This window comes from Marinobacter zhanjiangensis (genome assembly GCF_014651935.1).
Classification (GTDB): Bacteria; Pseudomonadota; Gammaproteobacteria; order Pseudomonadales; family Oleiphilaceae; genus Marinobacter; species Marinobacter zhanjiangensis.
Window position 1 is genome coordinate 371,352 of record NZ_BMXV01000005.1, and the last position, 22,408, is coordinate 393,759.

11 protein-coding genes are annotated in these 22,408 nt (G+C 59.2%); 7 read left to right on the forward strand and 4 right to left on the reverse strand.

All coding sequences use genetic code 11. The features are described 5' to 3' along the window. The first annotated feature begins 55 nt into the window (after positions 1–55). Both IE079_RS12735 and otsB read left to right on the forward strand, forming a co-directional pair. The gene (locus tag IE079_RS12735; RefSeq protein WP_189576990.1) at positions 56–2,485 is read left to right on the forward strand and encodes a glycoside hydrolase family 65 protein; all 2,430 of its coding nucleotides are present in this window, start codon (positions 56–58) and stop codon (positions 2,483–2,485) included. Between the two features lie 27 nt (positions 2,486–2,512). Further along, positions 2,513–4,009: a trehalose-phosphatase gene (otsB, locus tag IE079_RS12740; RefSeq protein ID WP_189576991.1), complete on the forward strand. Its 1,497-nt coding sequence runs from the start codon at positions 2,513–2,515 to the stop codon at positions 4,007–4,009. An 84-nt stretch (positions 4,010–4,093) separates the two neighbouring features. On the opposite strand, the gene IE079_RS12745 is transcribed toward otsB, so the two are convergent. The 3 genes from IE079_RS12745 to IE079_RS12755 form a co-directional block, all read right to left on the reverse strand. Beyond that, a complete protein-coding gene (locus IE079_RS12745; protein ID WP_227712486.1) occupies positions 4,094–6,787 on the reverse strand; it encodes a cation-translocating P-type ATPase in 2,694 nt (897 codons plus the stop codon). A gap of 126 nt (positions 6,788–6,913) precedes the next feature. Further along, positions 6,914–7,858 (reverse strand): 1-phosphofructokinase family hexose kinase, encoded by a 945-nt coding sequence (locus tag IE079_RS12750; RefSeq protein ID WP_189576994.1) that lies wholly within the window; start codon positions 7,856–7,858, stop codon positions 6,914–6,916. A 65-nt stretch (positions 7,859–7,923) separates the two neighbouring features. Next, positions 7,924–8,940: a hypothetical protein gene (locus IE079_RS12755; protein WP_189576996.1), complete on the reverse strand. Its 1,017-nt coding sequence runs from the start codon at positions 8,938–8,940 to the stop codon at positions 7,924–7,926. Between the two features lie 454 nt (positions 8,941–9,394). On the opposite strand from IE079_RS12755, the gene malQ reads away from it, so the two are divergent. The 5 genes from malQ to glgB all read left to right on the forward strand — a co-directional run bounded on the left by malQ (position 9,395) and on the right by glgB (position 19,764). Then, positions 9,395–11,554 carry a 4-alpha-glucanotransferase gene (malQ, locus tag IE079_RS12760; protein ID WP_189576998.1) on the forward strand — a complete coding sequence of 720 codons (2,160 nt, stop codon included), beginning with the start codon at positions 9,395–9,397 and terminating at the stop codon, positions 11,552–11,554. A gap of 158 nt (positions 11,555–11,712) precedes the next feature. Continuing rightward, positions 11,713–12,015 (forward strand): DUF2934 domain-containing protein, encoded by a 303-nt coding sequence (locus tag IE079_RS19105; protein WP_189577000.1) that lies wholly within the window; start codon positions 11,713–11,715, stop codon positions 12,013–12,015. 158 nt (positions 12,016–12,173) lie between these two features. Further along, positions 12,174–14,159, forward strand: coding sequence for an alpha-1,4-glucan--maltose-1-phosphate maltosyltransferase (locus IE079_RS12770; RefSeq protein ID WP_189577087.1), 1,986 nt, complete (start codon positions 12,174–12,176; stop codon positions 14,157–14,159). A 60-nt stretch (positions 14,160–14,219) separates the two neighbouring features. Continuing rightward, on the forward strand, positions 14,220–17,555 hold the full coding sequence (gene treS, locus IE079_RS12775; protein ID WP_189577002.1) for a maltose alpha-D-glucosyltransferase: 3,336 nt from the start codon (positions 14,220–14,222) through the stop codon (positions 17,553–17,555). After that, positions 17,548–19,764, forward strand: a complete 2,217-nt coding sequence (glgB, locus tag IE079_RS12780) for a 1,4-alpha-glucan branching protein GlgB (RefSeq protein ID WP_189577004.1) — start codon at positions 17,548–17,550, stop codon at positions 19,762–19,764. The genes treS and glgB overlap by 8 nt, the downstream gene beginning before the upstream one ends. A gap of 86 nt (positions 19,765–19,850) precedes the next feature. Here the strand turns inward: glgB and glgP are convergent, their stop codons facing one another. Continuing rightward, positions 19,851–22,403 (reverse strand): alpha-glucan family phosphorylase, encoded by a 2,553-nt coding sequence (glgP, locus tag IE079_RS12785; RefSeq protein WP_189577006.1) that lies wholly within the window; start codon positions 22,401–22,403, stop codon positions 19,851–19,853. Between the last annotated feature and the right edge of the window lie 5 nt (positions 22,404–22,408).

Sequence of the window (22,408 nt, forward strand, 5' to 3'; positions counted from 1 at the left end):
CACTCAATCCCTGTTCCGGGATGAGCACTGAATTTTCAGCAGGAGAAAAAAACCGATGAAACAGAGGTCGCTCAACGATTGGGAGCTGGTCTACCATGAGTGGAGCCCGGAAAAGCAGCCCACCAGGGAAGCCCTGTTAACCCTGGGCAATGGCTATTTCGCCACGCGGGGGGCAGTGGAGGAATCTCCGGCCGGAGGCCCTCACTACCCGGGCACCTATCTGGCGGGGGGGTTCAACCGCGCGAAAAGTGAAATCGGCGGAAAGATTATCGAAAACGAGGACATGGTTAACTGGCCGAACTGGCTGCCTCTTTCCTTCCGCTGTGAGGATGGGGAGTGGTTTGATCTGGCCCATGTGGAGCTTCTTGACTATGTACTCTGGCTGGACCTTTACCGGGGAGTCCTGCATCGCCGACTTCAGTTCAGGGATCGGTCGGACCGTGAATTCCAACTGGAAACCCGGCGCATCGTGCACATGGATGATCCCCATAGTGCCGCCATCAGCTGGGTGCTTACGCCCCTGAACTGGTCGGGACCGGTGGAGATCAGGTCGGCCATCGACGGCGATGTGACCAACAGCGGAGTGGCCCGCTACCGGGATCTCAATGGCAGACACCTGGAGGTGGAGGAGACCGGACAGGTAGGAGAGCAGGCGATTTTTCTCACCGCCAGAACCCTGCAATCCCGAATCCGAATGGCCCAGGCGGTTCGTACCCGAGTCTGGGAAGGTGATGAGCCCGCCGCGGTTGAGCGGCGTACGCAGTCGGAGCGGAACTGGATCGGTCAGTCTCTGTCGCTTATGGCGGAGCAAAACAAGCCGATCAGGGTGGAAAAGGTGCTGTCTTTGTACACGTCCCGGGACCTTGCCATCAGCGAACCCGCTTTCGAAGCCTGTGAGGATATCCTTCATGCTGCGGATTTCGATGTTCTGCTCGAGCAGCACCAACAGGCGTGGCGAAGACTGTGGCAGCGGGCTGACCTGGAGCTGGCAGGCGAAAAGAGTACCTATGCTCAGCCGGTCCTTCGCCTGCACCTTTTCCACTTGTTACAGACCGCCTCCGTGCATTCGACGAGGCAGGACGTAAGTGTTCCCGCCCGGGGATTGCACGGCGAGGGCTATCGCGGACACATCTTCTGGGACGAGCTGTTCACCTTCCCCTATTTCAATTTACGATTTCCCGAACTCACCAAGGCGTTGTTGCTTTATCGTTATCAACGGCTGCACTGGGCACGCCGCGCGGCGAGGGAGGCCGGCTACAGGGGAGCCATGTTTCCATGGCAAAGCGGCAGTGATGGCCGGGAAGAGAGCCAGGTGCTGCACCTGAACCCGGAATCGGGACGCTGGATTCCTGACAACTCCCACACTCAGCGGCACGTGAATGCCGCCATTGCCTACAACGTGTGGCAGTATTTTCAGGCTACCGGCGATATGGAATTCCTCTGTTCGCATGGTGCCGAGATGCTGGTCGGGATCGCTCAGTTCCTGGCCAGTATTGCTACCTACAATGCTGACCGCGAGCGCTATGAAATACGGGGGGTAATGGGCCCGGACGAGTTTCACACCCAATACCCTGACCGGGAAGAGCTGGGTCTGGACAACAACGCCTACACCAACGTGATGGCTGCATGGGTCCTGAAAACAACGGACGTCGTTCTGAAGTTACTGGGGGAAGACCGGAAGGCAGAACTCCTGCAGCTTCTGGATGTTTCCTCCGAAGATCTGCTCCGTTGGCAGGATGTCAGCAAACGTATGTTCATCCCCTTCCAGCCGTCGGGACTCATCAGCCAGTTCGAGGGCTGGGATAATCTGGAGGAACTGGACTGGGACAGACTGCGTGAGGAACACGGCGACATCCAGCGTCTGGATCGTATTCTGGAAGCGGAAGGACGGGATTTGAATCGTTACAAGGCCACCAAGCAGGCTGATGTATTGATGCTGTTTTATCTCTTTTCCCCCAGGGAGCTCAGCGACATAATTTCCGGTCTCGGCTACGACTTTGATGCCGCCCGTATTCCTGAAAATGTCCGTTATTACCTTGACCGAACGTCCCATGGTTCCAGCCTCAGCCGGGTTGTCCACGCCTGGGTTCTGGCGAGAACAGACCGGGACCATTCCTGGGATCTGTTTCAGGAAGCCCTTGTCAGCGATCTCGACGACATCCAGGGAGGAACCACCTCTGAGGGTATTCACCTGGGCGCGATGGCCGGCACGGTGGATATGGTGCAGCGGTGCTATACCGGTATCGAAATGTACGACGGAGTGCTCTGGCTTGATCCCTGTCTGCCGAAGGAACTCGAAGGGCTGAAATTCTGTGTCCACTACCGGGGCCTTTGGCTGCACATCCAGTTAGACCACGAGATAATGACTGTCAGTTTTGAGAACGGCCGGTCCTGCGCTGCCCGGATTGGCTTCGACGGTGAGGTATACGAAATGTGTTCGGGCGAGCAGAAACGTTTCAGCCTCAGTGAGGGGGAGACCTCGTGAGATCTTACTTGCAGGAGGATTTTTGACGTGACGCGGACGCATCCATTTCAGGCCGCCATTTTTGACATGGACGGTGTGCTGACCCGCACCGCCGACCTGCACATGCAGGCCTGGAAACAGGTGTTTGACGACTACCTGAGTAGTGAGAGTAACCAGCACCCCTTTTCCAGGGCCGACTATCTCGCCCACGTGGACGGCAAGCCCCGGTACCGGGGCGTCGAGGATTTTCTGCACTCCCGCCGGCTGATGCTGCCTTACGGACAGCCTTCGGATGCCGCCGATCGCGATACCGTCTGTGGTCTCGGCAACCGCAAGAACGCCCGGTTCCTCGAGCTTCTGGAAAAGAAGGGAGTGGCGGTATTCGAGGATGCGGTGGCCGCATTGAAGCGGTGGCGGCGTGGCGGCATGACACTGGCCATCATCACCGCCAGTCGCAACGGCCAGCGAATTCTCGAGGAAGCCGGGCTCATGGACGCTGTCGACGTGGTTATCGACGGCACAGTGGCGGCGGAGCAGGAGCTGGCGGGGAAGCCGGAGATCATGCTGGAGGCCGCTCGCCGGCTTGAGGTGCAACCGGCGGACGTGGTTATTCTGGAAGACGCCACCGCCGGCGTCAGGGCCGGGCGCGAAGGCGAGTTCGGGCTGGTGGTGGGCGTGTCGCGAAATGGCAACGAACAGGAGCTGCGCGAAGCCGGGGCCCATCATATCGCCGCCGACGTATACGCGGTGAGCTTTCTCCGCCAAATTCCCAATGCCCTCGATCGTATGGAGGATCTTTCAGTATGGCGGGGCACTCGGCCCCTGGCGGTTTTCCTCGATTTCGACGGCACCCTGGCTGAAATCACCGAAGAGCCGGGTCAGGCGCAGCTTTCCGCAGAAGCCCGTTCGACACTGGAACGGTTCTCCTGTCCGGTGGCGGTGGTCAGTGGGCGGGACCGGGAAGACCTGGAATCCCGGGTCGGTGTGGAAGGGATCTATTACGCCGGGAATCACGGCTTCGATATTGCCGGGAACGGTCATCGACACACTCTGCCGGAGGCGGATGATGCCGTGAAAAGCGTGGACCATGCCGAAAGAATGGCGAGAGGGCAGGTGGGTGACCTTCCCGGGGTGATTATCGAACGCAAACGCTATTCCCTGGCTATTCACTACCGGAAAGTGAAGAGCGGGGACGTGTTGGAGAAGGTGCGGGAAGCCGTTGAGGATATGCGCCGGGAAACGGGCCTGAGGAAACGTGACGGGAAGAAAGTGCTGGAACTTGAACCCGACGTTGACTGGAACAAGGGTCGGGCGCTGCAATGGCTTATCGACGTTCTGCCAGTGTCGGAGGAAGAGCCGCCATTTATTGTCTATATGGGGGACGATGTGACTGACGAAGATGCATTTTCCGCCCTCCGGGAAGCTGGCCCGGGCATTTACGTAGGCGATGGCTTGACATCCTCTTTGGCCGATTACCACGTCCGGAACCCGGACGAGGTTCTTCGTCTCCTGCGCGAGCTGGCCGATGCGGACCATGGTTTCTGAAAAGCGATAGCATTATGCGCCGGGGGCGATAAGGCCATCGCGATTCTCCGCTACTTTCAGCAAAGCTATGTGTGTTTGTCGATTTTATTCAGGCCTCCGGTGCCTCTGTATCTCCCGCACTATTTGCCCCGCCAGCAGAGGAATGACGCTCATTGCCAGCAGTAGCAGCCAGGGCTGCCATCCCAGGGGCCGGGTTTGCAGCAGGCCAGAGAGCACGGGCAGGTAAACGGCGGCCGCCAGCAACACGATGCAAAGTGCCAGCGCTCCCCACACCCAGGGATTACGTGTTATTTCGTTAAGCAGAATAGACGACTTCGGATTCCGTAGAGCGAATGTAAACCAGAGCTTGCCGAAAGCCAGAGTGAGAAAAGACACCGTTACCGCTTCCCGCTCTGTCAGTCCCAGCCAGTGATCTGCCAGCAGCAGAGCGCTTAACACACAGACTGCCAGCAGGGCAGCGAATCCCGTGATCTCCGTCCAGTGGGCCCGGGTCAGCACGGATTCCCGGGGGCTGCGGGGTGGATCTTCCATCTCGTTTCCGCTGGCCGGGCCCAGCCCCAGAGCGAGAGCCGGAAACACATCGGTAAGCACATTGAGGTAAAGAATCTGCAGAGGAAGCAGCGGCAGCGGCCATCCCGCGCCAATGGCTATTGTCACCGCCAGCACCTCGGCCACATTCGTGGTGAGCATGAACACGACGGACTTGCGAATGTTGCCGAAAATGACCCGTCCCTGCCGGACCGCGGCCACGATCGTTTCAAAGGCGTCGTCTTTCAGCACCATGTCGGCAACCTGTTTGGCCGCCTCCGTGCCCCGTTTGCCCATAGCAATGCCGATGTCTGCCTTTTTCAGAGCGGGTGCGTCGTTGACGCCATCACCGGTCATGGCCACGATCTCTCCCCGATTCTGATAGATGGTCACCAGATCGAGCTTCTGCTCGGGGCTCACCCTGGCAAAGATGTTGGCACGGTAGATCTTGTCCTGCCGGTCCTCATCGATATCGTCGGGGGAACCGATATCACGCCCCAGCATGCTGACTGTCTCGGGGTCATCCTTGCCCCCGACGATCCCCACGGCCCGGGCGATGGCCGTGGCGGTCTCCGCCTGATCGCCAGTCACCATCTCCACCCGGATACCCGCCGCCTGACAGATGTCGATCGCTTCCTTTACTTTTTCGCGGGGTGGATCGAGCAGGCCGGCAAGGCCGAGGAAGCACAGATCTTCATAGGGATCAGCATCCTTGGTATCCGCCCGTTTCTCGGCCATTGCCAGAAGGCGCAAACCCTCGCCAGCCAGCTGGCTGGCGCGTTCGACCCATTGTTGGCGTGTCTCGTCATCCAGAGGCTCCGTGCCTTTATTTGTCAGGATTTCGCTGCAGACATCCAGCACGGCATCGGGTGCGCCTTTTACCGCCACATAATACTGGCCCTCATCCTGGTGAAAGGTGGCCATTTTCTTGAGCCGGGGCTCGAATTGTTCCACCCGGGCCTCGGGCCGATCTTCCAGTAGCGATTCCCGCTCCAGTCCCAGGTCTTTTCCTCCCGCCAGAAGCGCGACTTCAGTGGGGTCGCCGCGGGGGTTGTCCTCTCCTTGTTGCTCTTCGAGGGAGGCGCCATTACAGAGCACGCCCACCTCCAGGACGCGGCGAACCCCTTCCTTGTCCGCCAGTGCCTCGCCAGCCCCGGGTTCCTCAAGCACGAGCTCGTCGATGGGAGTGACGATTTTCTGCAGCCGCATCCGGTTTTCCGTCAGGGTGCCCGTCTTGTCCGAAAAGATCACCCGGGTGGCCCCCAGAGTTTCCACCGCAGTGAGCTGGTTTACCAGAGCGTTGCGGGCGGCCATGAGGTACATGCCGCGGGCGAGGGCAATAGTAGCGACAATAGGGAGGCCTTCAGGAATGGCCGCCACACCCAGGGCAAGCGCCGTCTCGATCACCAGCGCGGCCTGTTGTTCGCGCAGCAGAAAACCCACCGCGGCGACCACGATGGCAATAAAAATGGTCAATATGGCGAGGCGCCGCCCCAGTTGGTCCAGCCGCTGCTGTAACGGTGTGACGGTTCCTTCCGCCGACTCCGCAAGCGCCGACACCCGCCCCAGTTCTGTCTCCGAGCCAGTGGCCACCGCCGCACCCGCTGCCGTACCGTCGGCGATACTGGTGCCCTTGTAGAGCATGTTATTGCGATCGGCGAGGTCCGTATCCGCGGCCAGGGTATCGGTTAATTTGCTCACCGGAACGGACTCACCGGTAAGCGGAGCTTCGTTGACCCTCAGGTGTTCCGCCTCGATCAGGCGCAAATCAGCGGGTACGAGGTCGCCGGCCTCCAGCAGTACGATATCGCCGGGTACGATGTCCGATGCGGCAATCTCACGCTCACTGCCTTCCCGCCGGACCCGGGTCATGTGCTCTCCCAACCGGCGCAGGGCGGCCATGGACCGTACTGCCTTCCATTCGCTGACAAAGCCTATAGCGGTATTGACCAGCAGCACAGCCAGCACTGCAAAACCCTCGGGCAGGCGGCCGGTGGCAAACGCCAGAACAGCGGCACCGCCCAGCAGGTAGATGACAATACTGTGAAACTGCTCCAGAAGAATCCGCCACCACGGCCGGCTTTCGGCCACCCGTAGCTGGTTCGGTCCATAGCGCTTCAGCCGATCCTGCGCCTCGTCGTCCGTTAATCCACTTTCCTTGCGGACGTCGAATTCCGCCAGAGTGTCCCCGATGTCGGCGGCATGCCAATTGTGTTCCTCGGGGCCGTTCCTTTCGCTTTTCGAATCCATTGGTTCGATCTCACTCATTCAACGGTGGCATTTCTGCCATTGTGGCTGAGGAAAACCTTAAAACATTGTCCTGGATCAGTTGACCGTTACAGACATGCACGTTGACAAGTGCTGGCATGAAATACGCTACTCATGCTCGCGAATCGTCACCTTTGCGGCGATGGATTCAACCTTGTCCAGATCCATGAGCTGATTACCCGGCGTGCTGACCTTGACGGCGGCGGCGGCCACGCCATAGCGAAAGGCTTCGGCTACCGTTCTGCCGCTGTCAATCTGGTGGACCAGAACGGACACGAAGCTGTCGCCGGCGCCAACGTGACTGATCACCCGGGTCTCGGGAGGACGGGCGTGAAGCTTCTCGCCGGCGCTGGAGGCGAGCAGGGCTCCGTCAGCATCCAGAGTGACAATCAGGTTGTCGGTCAGGCCCTTGTCCACCATCTCCTTCATTGCCCCCAATAGGCTGGGGTGGTCCCTGGGGCCGGAATATCCCAGGTCGACGAATTCCCCGTAGTTGAGTTTGGTGAGATAGATGCCCTTTTCTCCGGAGGAGGAAAGGGCCTTGCCGGAGGTATCCAGTATCACCCTGGTGCCTCTGTCGGCGGCCGAGCGTGCCAGGTTACCGTAAAAATCATCCGGCACGCCCCCCGGAAGGCTGCCGCTGAGCACCAGGTAATCGGGTGTCGGTTGCAGCGCTGCGAATGTATCGAGGCATTGCTGCCACTCGGATTCCTGTAGTTCGGGGCCGGAGAAAACCAGATGAAAGAGCTTGCCGCTGGCCCTCTCTGTGACCGCAAGGCTTTGCCGGGTATCGTCTTGGATGTCGACGCAATGAAGGGTAAACGTCTCGCGCGCCAGGCGTCGTTTCAGCAACTCACCCTGCGGGCCGCCCGCAGTGAAAATCGCCACCACATCCATGCCGAAGCGGTGCAGGTTGCGGGCCACATTGATGCCACCTCCACCGGGTTCATGGGCGGTATCATGGCAGCGGGTCTTGCCGTTTTCCACCAGCTGCTCGGTTTCTGCAAAGAGGTCAACGGATGGATTCATCGTTACGGTCGCTACGTTACCCATGTCTCATCCCTCTGATTGCCGGAAACAGGAAGGCTCCACTGCTCCGGTGACTGTTCCCGTTTGATTCAGTCCCGGACCATGGTTTCCGAGAACCTGTATCGCTGTGCTCCGTGGGCAACAAGATCATGGAGAAGAGCCAGAACAAGGGCCGTGCCCGACTCTACAGCGGAATGATGCTGCCCGGACTGTTGCCGAAGGGCATGCTCTGTAGTGTGGCAGATCAAGGGCGGGCGGTGCACCGGCACACTGGCCGTGAACAGACTGTTACGGGCGCCCTGTAACTCCGAGAGCCACTCGTCAGACTGGGGGCGATGCTCCAGGATCAGACCGGTCCGGTGGTACACGTCAGCCAGGGAGTTCACCTGTCGGCAGTCAAGTATTATCTCCAGCTGATACATGACCATCAGCGCTGTTCTGGCGCTGTATTCATGGCGATTTTCGGCCACTTTCAGCATGGTGAACAGCACCTCGTTGATGCTTTTTATGGCGGTGTCCTTCTGGCTGCTTTGAGTATCGTCCAGCCAGGCCCATACCGTTTCCAGGGAGAGCTGTTTCAGTGGCGGCCACTGGTTTTCCTGCGAGGCTTTCAGGGCACCGTAATAAATTCTGGAATCGAAACTCTGTGCTTCGTATTTGTGGGCACCTGCGCCCGCATAACGGGTATCCAGAAGCCGGATGGCGCCGGGTCTGGCCAAATTGACCGCTATCACCAACTGTTGAATAAAAACGGTGGCCACCTGGTAACTCTCTTCCTCCGTAATGGTGTGATCTTCCGTGGAGACGGTCACGGATAGACCGGCCGTGATGGTGTGGGCAGGGTCGTCCACATAGGCCAATTGATGCCCGGAAAAGGAGCCGGACTGGTCCCTGGCGTTCTCCATTGCTGCAACCAGCTCTCCGGCGTCCAGGCTGATGTGATAGGCGTTTGCGGAGCCACCAAGTTTGCCCTGAGCCTTGAAAGACAGGTTCTCGAAGAAGGCATTGGCCCGGTGCCAGAACTCGATGATCTCCTGGGTTTCCTTTTCGTTACCTGGCGGAATCGCATTGCCGACCTGCAACTGAACGGTTGCCGATGACGTCATAGATAACTTCCTCCTTTAAAAGCTCATTGAGTCCCGGGTTCTTGCCGATTGACACCCGGGTATGGGTTTGGCCGTTTACGTGATACCCGATTTCCGCTGCCGGGCCGCTATGCCTCAATACTTTAACAGCATTACGCCGTTGTCGTCCGTCATTGATCCGGATTAAAAGGAGGCCGGTAGATGACTGGAAACGATGATGATCCGGGAAAAACCCATAGTGGACGTGTCTGAATTTAGTCATAGTCATCAATCGAGCCTAGACTGATAAACGCGCCCGGATGGAAACACAACACCGGATGCCTGTTTTGTTTACCCGAATCAAATCCGAGGCCGACTCAGAGCAGGGCGGAGTTCCTGTCATCGGTTCCGCCCAGTCGGCATTTTTCCGAAACCCCAACACCGGGACGCATGGTGCTGAGTTGGCGCCACGTCCCACCAGGGTCAGGAGCGCCGCATGAATGAGAGTGCTTTAAGACGAAAACTCGCCGAGGCCGCCGGTCTGATCCTTGAATGGACGGACAGCGAGGGCTGCGTGCAATACCTGGGGCCTGACATACAGGGGCTTTTGCTGCCGCTCCTCGGGTTTCCGGCCGGCAATGAGGAAGAAATCCGAAGCAGTCTGAAGGAACTGGAGCGGCTGCGGCATCCCGAAAGCCCGGCTCAGCTCCCTCCGTTGATTACGGCCGACCAGGGCTGTGCCATTACCTTACCCTGTCCCCTGGCGCCTGCTACGCACTATGTGATTGAGCTGGAAAGCGGCCAGCGCCAGGAAGGTCGGGCCGATAAAAAAGGCCGGATTCCGGCCGTTGCCGAGGCGGGCTATCATCAGTTGACCATCTCAGGTAGCGGGCTGACGCTGGCTGTTGCTCCGGCGAGATGCTTTTCTGTCGGAGAGACCGCTGTAAAGGATGCAGCCGCACATTCAGGTGACCAGCCGGCGCGACTGTGGGGTCTGGCTGCACAGCTTTATTCATTACGCCGGCCTGGCGACGGTGGGGCAGGGGACACCCGGGCGCTGGAGGATCTCTGCCGCAGCGCCGCGGGCGAGGGGGCTGCGGCGGTGACCGTAAGTCCGACCCATGCCATGTTCAGTTCGGATCCCGGGCATTATGGCCCCTATTCTCCCTCCAGTCGGCTTCTGCGCAATGCCCTTTACTGTGCTCCCGAAACGATTTTTGGCGAATCGAGGGTTCAGGCCGCCATTGCCCGTTGCGGCCTGGAACAACGTCTTGAAAATCTGGAATCGCTGGCGCTGATTGACTGGCCTGCAGTGGGCAGAGCGAAACTGGCATGGCTCCGGGCCCTGTATGAGGATTTTGCGGAGGGCGGATGCAGCAACGATAGCGCCCTGTACCAGCAATTCATGGAATTTCGGGAGCACGGCGGAGAGACGCTGGAAGATCACTGCAGATTCGAGGCCTTGTCAGCAAGCCAGGGGCCTGGCAGCTGGCGTAGCTGGCCAGCGAAATTCCGCGACCCCGGGAGCACTGCCGTGGCCAGGTTCGCTCGGGAACAGGCCGGTGAGGTGGGCTTCCATGCGTTTTTGCAGTGGCTGGTTGCGGATGGGTTGCAGCGGGCGCAGGACGCTGCCCGCGATGCCGGTATGGCGATTGGTCTGATCGCGGACCTTGCCGTGGGTGCCAATGATTCCGGCAGTCAGGCGTGGAGCCGGCAGGCGGAAATGCTGACCGGGGTTTCCATTGGCGCGCCGCCCGACTCCTTCAATGTGCATGGTCAGGACTGGGGCCTCTGCTCCTTCTCCCCCCATGGCCTGATACGTTCAGGTTTCCGGAGTTTTATCGATATGCTGCGGGCAAACTTTGCCCAGGCCGGAGGCCTTCGTATCGATCACATTCTGGGTTTTCTGCGCCTGTGGCTGGTACCGGCGGGGAAGCGGCCAGACCAGGGCGGGTATGTGCGCTTTCCGCTGGAAGACATGCTCCGGCTTACAACGCTGGAATCGGTGAGGCATGAGGCTATCGTCATAGGAGAGGACCTGGGCACGGTGGCACCCGGATTTCGCGAGAGGCTTTCGGATCGCAACATACTGGGCATGAATGTTCTCTGGTTCGAGCGCAATAACGTGCAGGGCTTCCGGCCGCCTGGTCTGTGGTCGCCAGCGGCGATGGCCATGACGTCAACCCATGATCTGCCTACCGTGGCCGGCTGGTGGGCTGGTCGGGATATCGAGTGGCGGGAAAAGTTTGACCTGCTGCCCGAAACCGAGACAGCCGAAAGCGAACAAAAAACGCGGGCCAAAGACCGCGCCAGACTGGCCAGGGCGCTCGGCCTGCCGGTGCAGCCCGATACTGAAGAGCTTCAGGCATCGGGTCTCCCTGTCGGCCGCGTTCTGGCCGGCTGCGCACAACACCTTGGCCGTACACCGTCCCCGCTGGCTATTCTTCCTGTAGAAGACCTGCTGGGGCTTGAGGAGCAGGCGAATCTGCCCGGCACTATTACAGAGCATCCCAACTGGCGCCGACGATGGTCACCAGATTCACAGGGAATGCTGAGTGTTGAACAGGTTAGCCAACGCCTTGGAGAACTCGATCGCAACCGGATTGGCTCCCGGAGTCCGCCTCCTTCAAGCGATTCTGGAACCGGCGGGTCATGAGTCATTGCTTCGGAAGTTGGTCTAATGGATACTGAAAATAAGCGCCGTTGTCTGAGCCTGATCGGGAATGCTTTTAAAGGCGAAAAAAGCAGAGGAAACCGACTCGGGTCCAGGGCATCCGAGAAATGAGAGAGGCTGTCCAAGCCAACGGAGGCTCCATGACAGACGAACACCTTCGAATTCAGGAAGCAGCGTACTACCTCTGGCAAGCAGAAGGTCAACCTGACCAACAAGACAAACGTCACTGGGAGTTGGCTCGGCAAATGGTCAGAGCACAGCCGTCGCCTGCCGAGACCCCGCAAGCAGACGAACCGCCGTCCCAGGTCGTATCAGGCTCAGTACCCGAAGAAAAGCCCAGGCGCAAAACCCGTAGTAAAACAGATCAGGCCTCCAGGCCTAAGGTGAAAGCTCCGGGCACCAGGAAGCCGACTGCTGCCGGCGCGAAAAAAAGCACGAAATAAGTCTGGTCGTGATTCGGTGATAAACATCCAGATGTTTGCGCCTTTCCGGGCCTGAAAGCAGGGTTGCCAGAAAAAGGCAAGTGGTGCTGGTTTGACGGGAGAGAGGCAAAGGAGACAGCCTTGTGAGCCAAAATGAACGCAAGACGTCGAAGTCCGGGATAGTAGATGACGATCGGAAAGGGGCACTAAGTGCCGCCAAAGCTCCCCGTATTGCCATTGAGTCGGTTGAGCCCAGCCTCGATCAGGGGAAGTACGCCACGAAAGCCATCGTCGGCGACCCGTTTTCCGTAACCGCCGTCATTTTTGCCGACGGTCACGACCTGCTGTCCGCTGCCGTTCGCTGGCGCAAAGAAGGCGGCGACTGGCAGACTCAGCCAATGACTCGTGTCACGCCGCCTGGCAATGACCTGTGGGAGGCAGAAGTAAGGCCGGAGGATCTGGGCGCGCACCACTTCATGATCGAAGCGTGGCTGGATGTATTCGGCACTTACTGCGATGAGCTGTACAAGAAGCATCATGCTGGTGTGCCGGTTGGCCTGGAGCTCGAGGAAGGTCGTCTTCTGATTGCCGAAGCGCACGAGCGCGCCCGGGGGCAAACCCGCAAGGCCCTGAATGCCTTGCACACGCAGTTTGAAAATACCAGTACCGATAGCGACAAGGTCGCACTCATGCTGGCCCCGGATACCCACTGGCTCATGGAACAAGCGGCTCCTCACCGTCATCGGGTCCGCAGCGCGGTCAAATATCCTTTTTACGTTGACCGGGTCAAAGCGAGGTTTGCGAGCTGGTATGAGCTGTTTCCCCGTTCCGAAACCGATGACCCCACCCGTCATGGTACCTTCATCGATGTCCAGAAACGGCTGCCCATGATCCGGGACATGGGGTTCGATGTGCTCTATTTCACTCCGATCCACCCCATCGGCCGGACCCATCGCAAGGGCAAGAACAACACGCTGGAAGCGGGCCCGGACGATGTCGGCAGCCCTTATGCCATTGGCAGCGAGGAAGGGGGCCATGAAGCCATTCATCCGGAACTGGGCACCTTTGAGGATTTTCAGGAGCTGGAAAGGGCGGCTGCCGCCCATGGTCTGGAGATCGCCCTGGACTTTGCCATCCAGTGCTCCCCGGATCACCCCTGGCTGAAGGAACACCCCGGCTGGTTTTCGTGGCGTCCTGACGGGTCGATACGCTATGCCGAAAATCCGCCCAAAAAGTATCAGGACATCGTCAACGTGGATTTCTATGCCGACGATGCCATTCCGGATCTCTGGCTGGCATTGCGGGACGTAGTGCAGGGCTGGATCGACCAGGGCGTGCGTATTTTCCGGGTCGATAACCCCCACACCAAGCCTTTCCCCTTCTGGGAATGGCTTATCGATGATATCCGTAGCCGGGACCCGGGGATCATCTTCCTGTCTGAAGCCTTTACCCGGCCAGCAGTCATGCTGCACCTGGGCAAGCTGGGGTTTACCCAGAGTTATACCTACTTTACCTGGCGTAATACGAAAGCGGAGCTGACTGAATACCTGACAACCCTGTCCCGCCCGCCCTGGTGCTACGGATATCGCCCCAATTTCTTTATTAATACCCCGGATATCAATCCATATTTCCTTCAATCCTCCAGCCGTGCGGGATTCCTGATCCGGGCCGCCCTGGCTGCCCTGGGCGCGGGTTCCTGGGGCATGTATTCCGGCTATGAGCTATGCGAAAGCGAACCGGTGCCGGGCAAGGAGGAGTATCTCGATTCGGAAAAATACGAGATACGTCCTAGGAACTACAGCGCCCCGGGCAATATCATTTACGAGATTGCCCAGCTCAACCGAATCCGCAGGGAAAACCCGGCATTTCAGACCCATCTGGGCATCAGCTTTCACCACATCAACAACGACCGCCTGCTGTATTTCTGCAAACGCACGCCGGATAACAGCAATGTGATTTTTGTGGTGATCAGCCTCGACCCGTTTGACGCCCAGGAGGGCAGTTTCGAATTGCCGCTCTGGGAGTTCGGGCTCCCGGACGACGCTGCCCTGGATGCGGAGGATCTGATGAACGGCCATTGCTGGACCTGGCACGGGAAATGGCAGTGGACCCGGCTTGATCCCTCGGGGCTTCCCTTTGGCATCTGGAGGGTAAACCTGCCCTGAATGATAACGGCCCGTACGACGAGCCCAAGTTCTGAGTGACACGAGGAGGCAAATGCCACGATGGGTGCCAGAACCGAGCAAGAGAATCCGGTGACAGAGGCGTTTCTGAACGATCCCCTCTGGTACAAGGACGCTGTAATCTATCAATTACACGTGAAGTCATTTTTTGACGCCAACGACGACGGCATCGGTGATTTCCAGGGCCTGATCCAGAAGCTGGACTACATCGTGAGTCTGGGGGTCAATGCTATCTGGCTGTTGCCGTTCTATCCGTCCCCCCGCCGTGACGATGGCTATGACATTGCAGAATACTGCAACGTGAGTCCGGACTACGGAACACTGGAAGACGCCCGCGAGTTTATTGCAGAAGCTCACCGGCGCGGCCTGAGGGTGATCACCGAACTGGTGATCAATCACACGTCCGACCAGCACCCCTGGTTTCAGCGGGCGCGGAAGGCCCCGCCAGGATCACCGGAGCGGGAGTTTTATGTCTGGTCGGACACCGACGACAAATACCCGGGTACCCGGATTATCTTCACCGACACTGAAACGTCCAACTGGGCCTGGGATTCGGTTGCCAATGCCTATTTCTGGCACCGCTTTTATTCCCACCAGCCCGATCTCAATTTTGACAATCCCCGGGTCCTGGATGAACTTCTCAAGGTCATGGAATACTGGCTGGATATGGGGGTAGACGGGCTTCGGCTGGACGCTATTCCCTATCTGGTGGAGCGAGAGGGCACCAACAACGAAAATCTGCCTGAAACCCACGATGTCCTGAAGCGCATACGGGCGGTGATTGATGAACGTTACCCCGACCGGATGCTGCTGGCCGAGGCCAATCAGTGGCCCGAAGACACCCGCCCCTATTTTGGTGACGGAGATGAATGCCACATGGCATTTCATTTCCCCCTCATGCCGCGAATGTACATGGCCCTGGCGCAGGAGGACCGATTCCCGATCACGGATATTCTTCGGCAGACGCCGGACATTCCGGAAAACTGCCAGTGGGCGATCTTTCTGCGCAATCATGACGAGCTGACCCTGGAGATGGTGACCGACGAGGAACGGGACTATCTCTGGAACCATTACGCTGCGGACCGCCGTGCCAGAATCAACCTGGGCATACGCCGGCGTCTGGCTCCCCTGCTGGAGAGGGATCGCCGGCGGGTCGAGCTTCTCAACAGCCTGCTTTTGTCCATGCCGGGAACACCCATTCTCTATTATGGTGACGAAATCGGCATGGGCGACAACATCTACCTGGGCGACAGGGACGGTGTGCGCACACCCATGCAGTGGTCCATGGACCGGAACGGTGGCTTTTCCCGTGCCGATCCTGCCAGGCTGGTGCTGCCTCCCATCATGGATCCGCTGTACGGCTTCCAGTCAATCAATGTGGAAGCCCAGATGCGTGACCCCCATGCCCTGTTAAACAGCATGCGCCGGATGCTCACCGTGCGAGGGCAGTACCGGGCCTTCAGCCGCGGCGAGATGCGCATGCTGTACCCCGCCAACCGCCATATTCTGGCCTACATGCGTGAGCTGACCGACGCAAACGGCGAAACACAGTCCCTGCTCTGCGTTGCCAATGTCGCTCGCACGGCGCAGGCTGTGGAACTGGATCTCTCCGAATTCCAGGGTAAGGTACCGGTAGAAATGACCGGGGGAAGCGCCTTCCCCCCCGTGGAGAAAACCCACTACAATCTGACCCTCTCCCCCTACGGATTTTTCTGGTTTCTGATGGCCAGCGAGTCGGAAATGCCTTCCTGGCATATTTCGCCTCCGGAACCCATGCCTGATTTCGTTACTCTCATCACACGGCGTCACCTTCAGGAGGTGCTTGAGCCCGGGCCCCGCGGCGAACTGGAAAAGGAGGTCCTGCTGAAGTATCTGCCAAAGCGCCGCTGGTTCGGAGCGAAGCAGGCCCGTATTGAATCGGTGAACATACTGTATGCCGATCCCATCGGTGATTCGGGGAAAGAGTTTCTGATGAGTGAGATTGAGGTCCGCCACACCGACGGATCGGATCGCTATCAGTTGCCCCTTGCTTTCGTCAGCGAGCGTGGCAGAAACCAGGTACTTGCCCAGCAGTTGGCCATGGCCCGGATACGCCGGGGCCGGGAGGTTGGCCTGCTGACCGATGCCGTGGTGCTGGAGGATTTTGGCCTGTGTCTGCTCGAGCATTTGCGCAGGGGCGATCGGCTTCCCTGTGGCAGGGGTGAACTGCGGTTCTCGTCCACCTCGCTGTTGCAGGCTCTTGAGCTCCCCGCTGATGTTGAGGTTGTGCCCCAGGGCGTGGAGCAGTCCAACAGCTCCATCATCATTGGTCGCCAGGTCGTCATCAAGGTGTTGCGACGCCTTGAGGCGGGGCTTCATCCCGAGGCCGAGATTTCCCGTTACCTTACCGACAATGGCTTCACTCATGTGGCGCCCTTTTACGGCGATGTGGTGCGTCACGAAGAAGGGGAGGATCCCCATACGCTGATTCTGGCCCAGGGCTATATCGAGAACCAGGGAGACGCCTGGTCATGGACTGGCAACACCCTGGAACGGGCCATTCACGAGGCTGCCCTTGATGAAGACTCCGGCACAATGGAGAGGGGCTTCGGTGCATTTGATGAGCTGGAAGCTTTCGCCGCGACACTGGGACAACGTCTCGGAGAGTTGCACCAGGTGCTGGCCAGGCCTGGTGCAGATCCCGCATTCCAGCCCGAGATGGCGGGCGAGGAACAGGTCAGCCTCTGGGCCGTGCGGGTGGGGCTGAGAGTCAGGGAGGCGCTTGATCTTTTACACAGACATGCCCGGGACGTTTCAGAGGAGGACCAGCGACTGGCCAGCCAGGTCCTTGAGCAGCGCGATAACCTGATCAGTCTTGCGGAAAACCTGGCGCACAGGGCCAAGGGTAGCCTTCTGACCAGAATCCATGGCGATCTGCACCTCGGCCAGGTACTGGTGTCCCATGATGACGCCTATCTCATTGATTTCGAGGGAGAGCCGGCCAGGCCCCTGAGTGAGAGACGTGCGAAGGACTGCCCCTGGAAGGATGTGGCAGGCGTGCTGCGATCTTTCGACTACGCGAGTGCAGTGGCAGGCGACAGGGCAACCTTACCGGAGGCCAGCCCGAATGCGAGCCAGCAGAGCCGGGAAGTAGCCGACCAGTACCGGCGCACCAGCAGCCAGGTATTCCTGCAGAGCTATCGCCAGAGCGCCGCGGGCATTGCCCACCGGTGGCAGCATGCAGACGGCGAGGAAGCCGCCCTGCAGCTGTTCCTGCTGGAGAAAACCGCTTACGAAATTGCTTACGAGGCTGCCAACAGGCCCGGGTGGCTCAAGGTTCCGTTGCGCGGACTGGCTGCTATCGCTGATCAGATGAACAAGGGAGAAGGGAATGCATGAAACTGCCGGAAAATCCACCGTTGACCAGAGTCTCTGGCTTCCGCACACGGATGCAGAGGCCCTGGCGAATGCCCGTCATGGCAATCCGTTTTCCGTACTTGGCATTCATGAAACCGCAGGGGGTATGGCTCTGCGGGTCTATGTGCCCGGTGCACTGGGAGTCGATGTGCTTGACAGCAAGGACAGCGCATTGCGATGCAGCCTGACGTCGGTCCAGATACCGGGTCTGTTCGCCGGCCTGTTACCCCATGCCGCTCCCTACACGCTGCGAATTCGCTGGCCGGACGGTGTGATACAGGAGACCGAGGACCCGTATTCATTTGGCCTTCTTCTCGGTGAGCTGGATGTTTATCTCATTGGCGAAGGTACGCATCGTGAGATCGGGCACTGTCTCGGAGCCCAGCCCACGGAGATCGACGGCGTAGAGGGGGTACGGTTTGCAGTCTGGGCTCCAAATGCGCGGCGGGTATCCGTGGTGGGCGATTTCAATAGCTGGGACGGTCGCCGTCACCCCATGCGCAAGCGCGAGCCGACCGGCATCTGGGAACTGTTCCTGCCACGGCTGGGCCCGGGAGAGGCCTATCAGTACGAGGTGGTCACTATCCATGGTGAGCCAGTGCTCAAGGCCGACCCGGTGGCACTCGCCACCCAGGCACCGCCGAGTACCTCTTCAGTGGTCGCTGATACCTCCCCGTTCGAGTGGCATGATGAGGAATGGATCGCCGGGCGGGCTGACGCCCAGGCTCCCGCCAGCCCCATTTCGGTGTACGAGGTTCATGCCGCTTCCTGGCGCAAGCACGGCGGTGACCATGGCGAGATATACGATTGGGGATCGCTGGCCGAGCACCTGATTCCCTATGCCGTCGACCTTGGCTTCACTCACATCGAACTGATGCCGATCATGGAACACCCTTTTGGCGGTTCCTGGGGCTACCAGCTCCTCAGCCAGTTTGCTCCGAGCGGACGTTTTGGCAATACCCGTGACTTTGCTGCTTTTGTCGATTCCTGCCATCGCGCCGGGCTGGGCGTGATTCTCGACTGGGTACCGGCGCACTTTCCCACGGACACCCATGGCCTGGGGCGCTTTGATGGTACCGCCCTGTATGAATACGAGCACCCGTTCGAGGGCTTTCACCAGGACTGGGATACCTATATTTACAACCTGGGCAGGCGTGAGGTGCATGGCTTCATGCTGTCCTCCGCGTTGCAGTGGTTGCGGGACTACCATGTGGATGCCCTGCGAGTGGATGCGGTTGCTTCCATGCTGTACCGGGATTATTCCCGCAAGGAAGGAGAATGGATTCCCAATGAATATGGTGGGCGGGAAAACCTGGAGGCTATCGACTTTCTCCGCCATCTCAACGATGTGGTGAAAGAGGATGTGCCCGGCGCCCAGGTTATCGCAGAGGAGTCTACGGCCTGGCCTGGCGTCACCGAGCCTACCGCCGCTGGTGGACTCGGTTTTGCCTATAAATGGAACATGGGCTGGATGCACGACACCCTGGAGTATATAGCCGAGGATCCGCTTTACCGCTTTTGGAGCCATGACAAACTGACCTTCGGCCTGGTGTATGCCTTTTCGGAAAGATTCGTCCTGCCTATTTCCCACGATGAAGTGGTCCACGGCAAAGGCTCCCTGATCGGGAAAATGCCAGGGGATGAGTGGCAGCAGTTCGCCAACCTGAGGGCCTATCTTTCGTTCATGTGGACCCATCCGGGCAAAAAACTGCTGTTTATGGGCTGTGAGTTCGGCCAGTGGCGGGAGTGGGACCATGACCGCGAGCTGGACTGGACACTACTGCGCGACCCCAGGCACAAGGGAGTGCAGGACCTGGTGAGGGATCTCAATCATCTTTACAGGGAAACCCGGGAACTGCATCAGGCTGACGCGGTGCCGGAGGGATTCCAGTGGGTGATCGGGGACGACCGGAAAAACAGCGTATTTGCCTGGCTGCGACATGATCAGCCGGGTAACCCGGTACTGGTTGTTGCCAACATGACGCCCCTGTCCCACAGCGACTATCAGATTGGTGTGTCCCCGGCGGGAGTCTGGACAGAAGTATTCAACAGCGATGCTGCGGTCTACGGCGGCACCAATGTCGGTAACCACAGCCAACTGGTGACTGAAGATACGCCGCGTCATGGGCAGTCAGCGAGCCTTTCCCTTACGCTGCCGCCGCTGGCGGTGGTGGTACTCCGCCCGGCGTAAAAGACGTCTGCGCGGCAGCCCTCCGGATTGTCCCGGCTGGCATCATTGCTGCCGTGCAGGCTGCTCCCGGCATTTCGGGAGCAGGGTCAGACCCAGACCATGAACCCCATCTCCAGCGGGTGACTGAGTGCCTGGTGGACGGGATACATACGCAGGCGCAGTGTCTGAAGCCCGGCGTAGGATGGCGTGATGCTGGCGGAGAACTCCATCATGCCGTCGTTCTCTTTTGCAAAATCCAGCCGGAATCGGGTGGCCGCGTCGGGCTCGGAGTTGCCGGTGCCGTCCGGTGTCAGCAGGCATTCCACCCGCACGTCCTCTGGCCCGAGGCCGTTCAGATTGGCGCTGACCATCAGCGGAATCTTTTCACCGTGGCGGCATTTTACCTCCGGGCATTCTGGCATCGTGAGGCTTACCCCCGGCCAGGCTGCGCGGATTTTCTGCTTCCACTGGGCCAGTTCGCGCGCCAGTCGCCCCTCATCCGCGGCGAGCTGCACGCCCTGTTCCGTGGCAGCCTGGTAGAATCTGGTGGTGTAATCCATCACCATCCGCTCGCTGTTAAAGCGGGGGGTGACGGTTTTCATGGATGCCTTTGAGCGCTCCACCCAGCCTCGTGAATAGCCCTGGTGGGCCCGTTCGTAATAAAGCGGGGTGACTTCAAATTCAAGCAGGTCCAGCAGATCACGGGCCTCTTCCTCGTTACGGAATTCGGCATCCAGTTCCATATCCCGCGGGGTAATCGCCCAACCGTTATGGCCGTCATAGCCTTCGCCCCACCAGCCGTCCAGAATGCTGAGGTTGAGCGCACCATTGAGCGCGGCTTTTTCTCCGGAAGTGCCGCTGGCTTCCCTTGGGTATTCGGGCGTATTCAGCCATACGTCCACCCCTGCCAGCAGACGCCTGGCCATGGCCTGATCGTAATTTTCCAGCAGCAGGATGTGACCCATGAACTCGCGCTCCATGGAAAGGTCATGGATCACCTTGATCAGCTGTTGTCCGGGGTTGTCCCGGGGGTGAGCCTTGCCGGCGAATACCAGCACGACGGGTCTGTCTGGATTGGTCAACAGCCTCTGCAGGCGGTCGAGGTCGGAGAAGATCAGCGTGGCCCGCTTATAGGTGGCAAAGCGGCGGGCAAAACCTATTACCAGCGTGTCCCTGTCCGTCGACAGAAGCTGTCTGGTCATTGTGTCAGTCACGGTATGACCGGTTCCGTTGCGTGCGTGCTGTCTTGCCACCCTCCGGGAAATGGATTCCGCCATCTGCTGCTTGAGACTCTGATGAACGGTCCAGAACTGATGATCAGGAATCCGGTCCACGAATTCCCAGAAGTCCGGGTCGCGGAGGTTGCTCCGCCAGGTAGGCGCCTCCATGTCAAAAAGGCGTGTCCATTCGGGCGCGAGGAATGTTGAAACATGGACCCCATTGGTGATGTATTCGATAGGGTTTTCTTCTGCTGGCACCTGGGGCCACAGGTGCTGTTCCATCTGCGACGCCACCCCGCCATGAATCCGGCTGACGCCATTATGGAAACGGGAGCCGCGCAGGCCAAGGCTGGTCATGTTGAAGGCGTCCCCTGCAGAACTTGCGCCGAGGGCAAAGACCTTCTCAAAATCCAGCCCGGATTCCTGCAGGTAGTTGTCCAGATTATGGTGTGTCAGCCCCCGGGAAAAAATGTCATGGCCGGCTGCAACCGGCGTGTGGGTGGTGAACAGGGTGCAGCCAGCCACAAGCTCCAGAGCTGCTTCGAAGTCCAGCCCCGTAGTCATGGCCCGGCGGCAACGCTCCAGAATCTGGAATGCGGCGTGGCCCTCATTGATATGCCACACCGTAGGGTTCAGACCCAGCGCCTCCAGCGCCCGGGCGCCGCCGATGCCCAGCAGCATTTCCTGGCTTATACGGGTGGTCTCGTCACCACCGTATAGCTGGAGGGTCAGTTCACGGTCTTCAGGGCTGTTTTCGCTGACGTTCGTATCCAGCAAATACAGCCTGATATGGCCAATGCGTGCTTCCCAGACACAGGCCTGAATCTCTCTGCCAGGAAAAGCAACCGAAACGTGAAGAGGGGTTCCGTTCTGCTCCACAAGAGTGATGGGCAATTCGTCGCTGGGATGGGTCTGATAGAGGGCTATCTGCCGGCCCTGGGGATCAATGCTCTGGATAAAGTAACCCTGCTGATACAACAGCCCCACTGCCACAAACGGCAAGCCCAGGTCGCTGGCTGCCTTGCAGTGATCACCCGCAAGGATACCGAGCCCGCCTGAATAGATGGGGAAGCTTTCGTGAAAGCCGAACTCAGCGCAAAAATAGGCGACCAGGGTCGTGGTCGGATCAAGCTTTTCGGTTACTTCCGCCCGGGGCTCTGACTCCAGATAAAAGTCGTAGTCGCTCAGAACCCGGCGGTACTCCGCCAGAAAAGCACGATCTTCTGCGGCCTGGTCCAGTCGGCTCTGTGCTACCCGGCGCAGGAACAGCTTGGGGTTATGCTCAACCCTTTCCCACAGGTTCGCGTCCATGCGGATAAAAAGGCTGCGAAGACCGTAATCCCAGCTGTAAAAAAGATCATTTGCCAGTTCCCGCAGTCTGATCAGGGGCTCGGGGATGAGAGGTTGGGCTTCCAGTTTGAATTCCGTGACATTGTCCATTCTGC

Bases quoted from the DNA above. Each gene is read 5' to 3' on its own strand.
- IE079_RS12755 (WP_189576996.1), bottom strand. From the start codon at position 8,940: ATGACGTCATCGGCAACCGTTCAGTTGCAGGTCGGCAATGCGATTCCG.
- glgP (WP_189577006.1), bottom strand. From the start codon at position 22,403: ATGGACAATGTCACGGAATTCAAACTGGAAGCCCAACCTCTCATCCCC.
- IE079_RS12735 (WP_189576990.1), top strand. From the start codon at position 56: ATGAAACAGAGGTCGCTCAACGATTGGGAGCTGGTCTACCATGAGTGG.
- IE079_RS19105 (WP_189577000.1), top strand. From the start codon at position 11,713: ATGACAGACGAACACCTTCGAATTCAGGAAGCAGCGTACTACCTCTGG.
- treS (WP_189577002.1), top strand. From the start codon at position 14,220: ATGGGTGCCAGAACCGAGCAAGAGAATCCGGTGACAGAGGCGTTTCTG.
- malQ (WP_189576998.1), top strand. From the start codon at position 9,395: ATGAATGAGAGTGCTTTAAGACGAAAACTCGCCGAGGCCGCCGGTCTG.
- IE079_RS12745 (WP_227712486.1), bottom strand. From the start codon at position 6,787: ATGGATTCGAAAAGCGAAAGGAACGGCCCCGAGGAACACAATTGGCAT.
- glgB (WP_189577004.1), top strand. From the start codon at position 17,548: ATGCATGAAACTGCCGGAAAATCCACCGTTGACCAGAGTCTCTGGCTT.
- IE079_RS12750 (WP_189576994.1), bottom strand. From the start codon at position 7,858: ATGGGTAACGTAGCGACCGTAACGATGAATCCATCCGTTGACCTCTTT.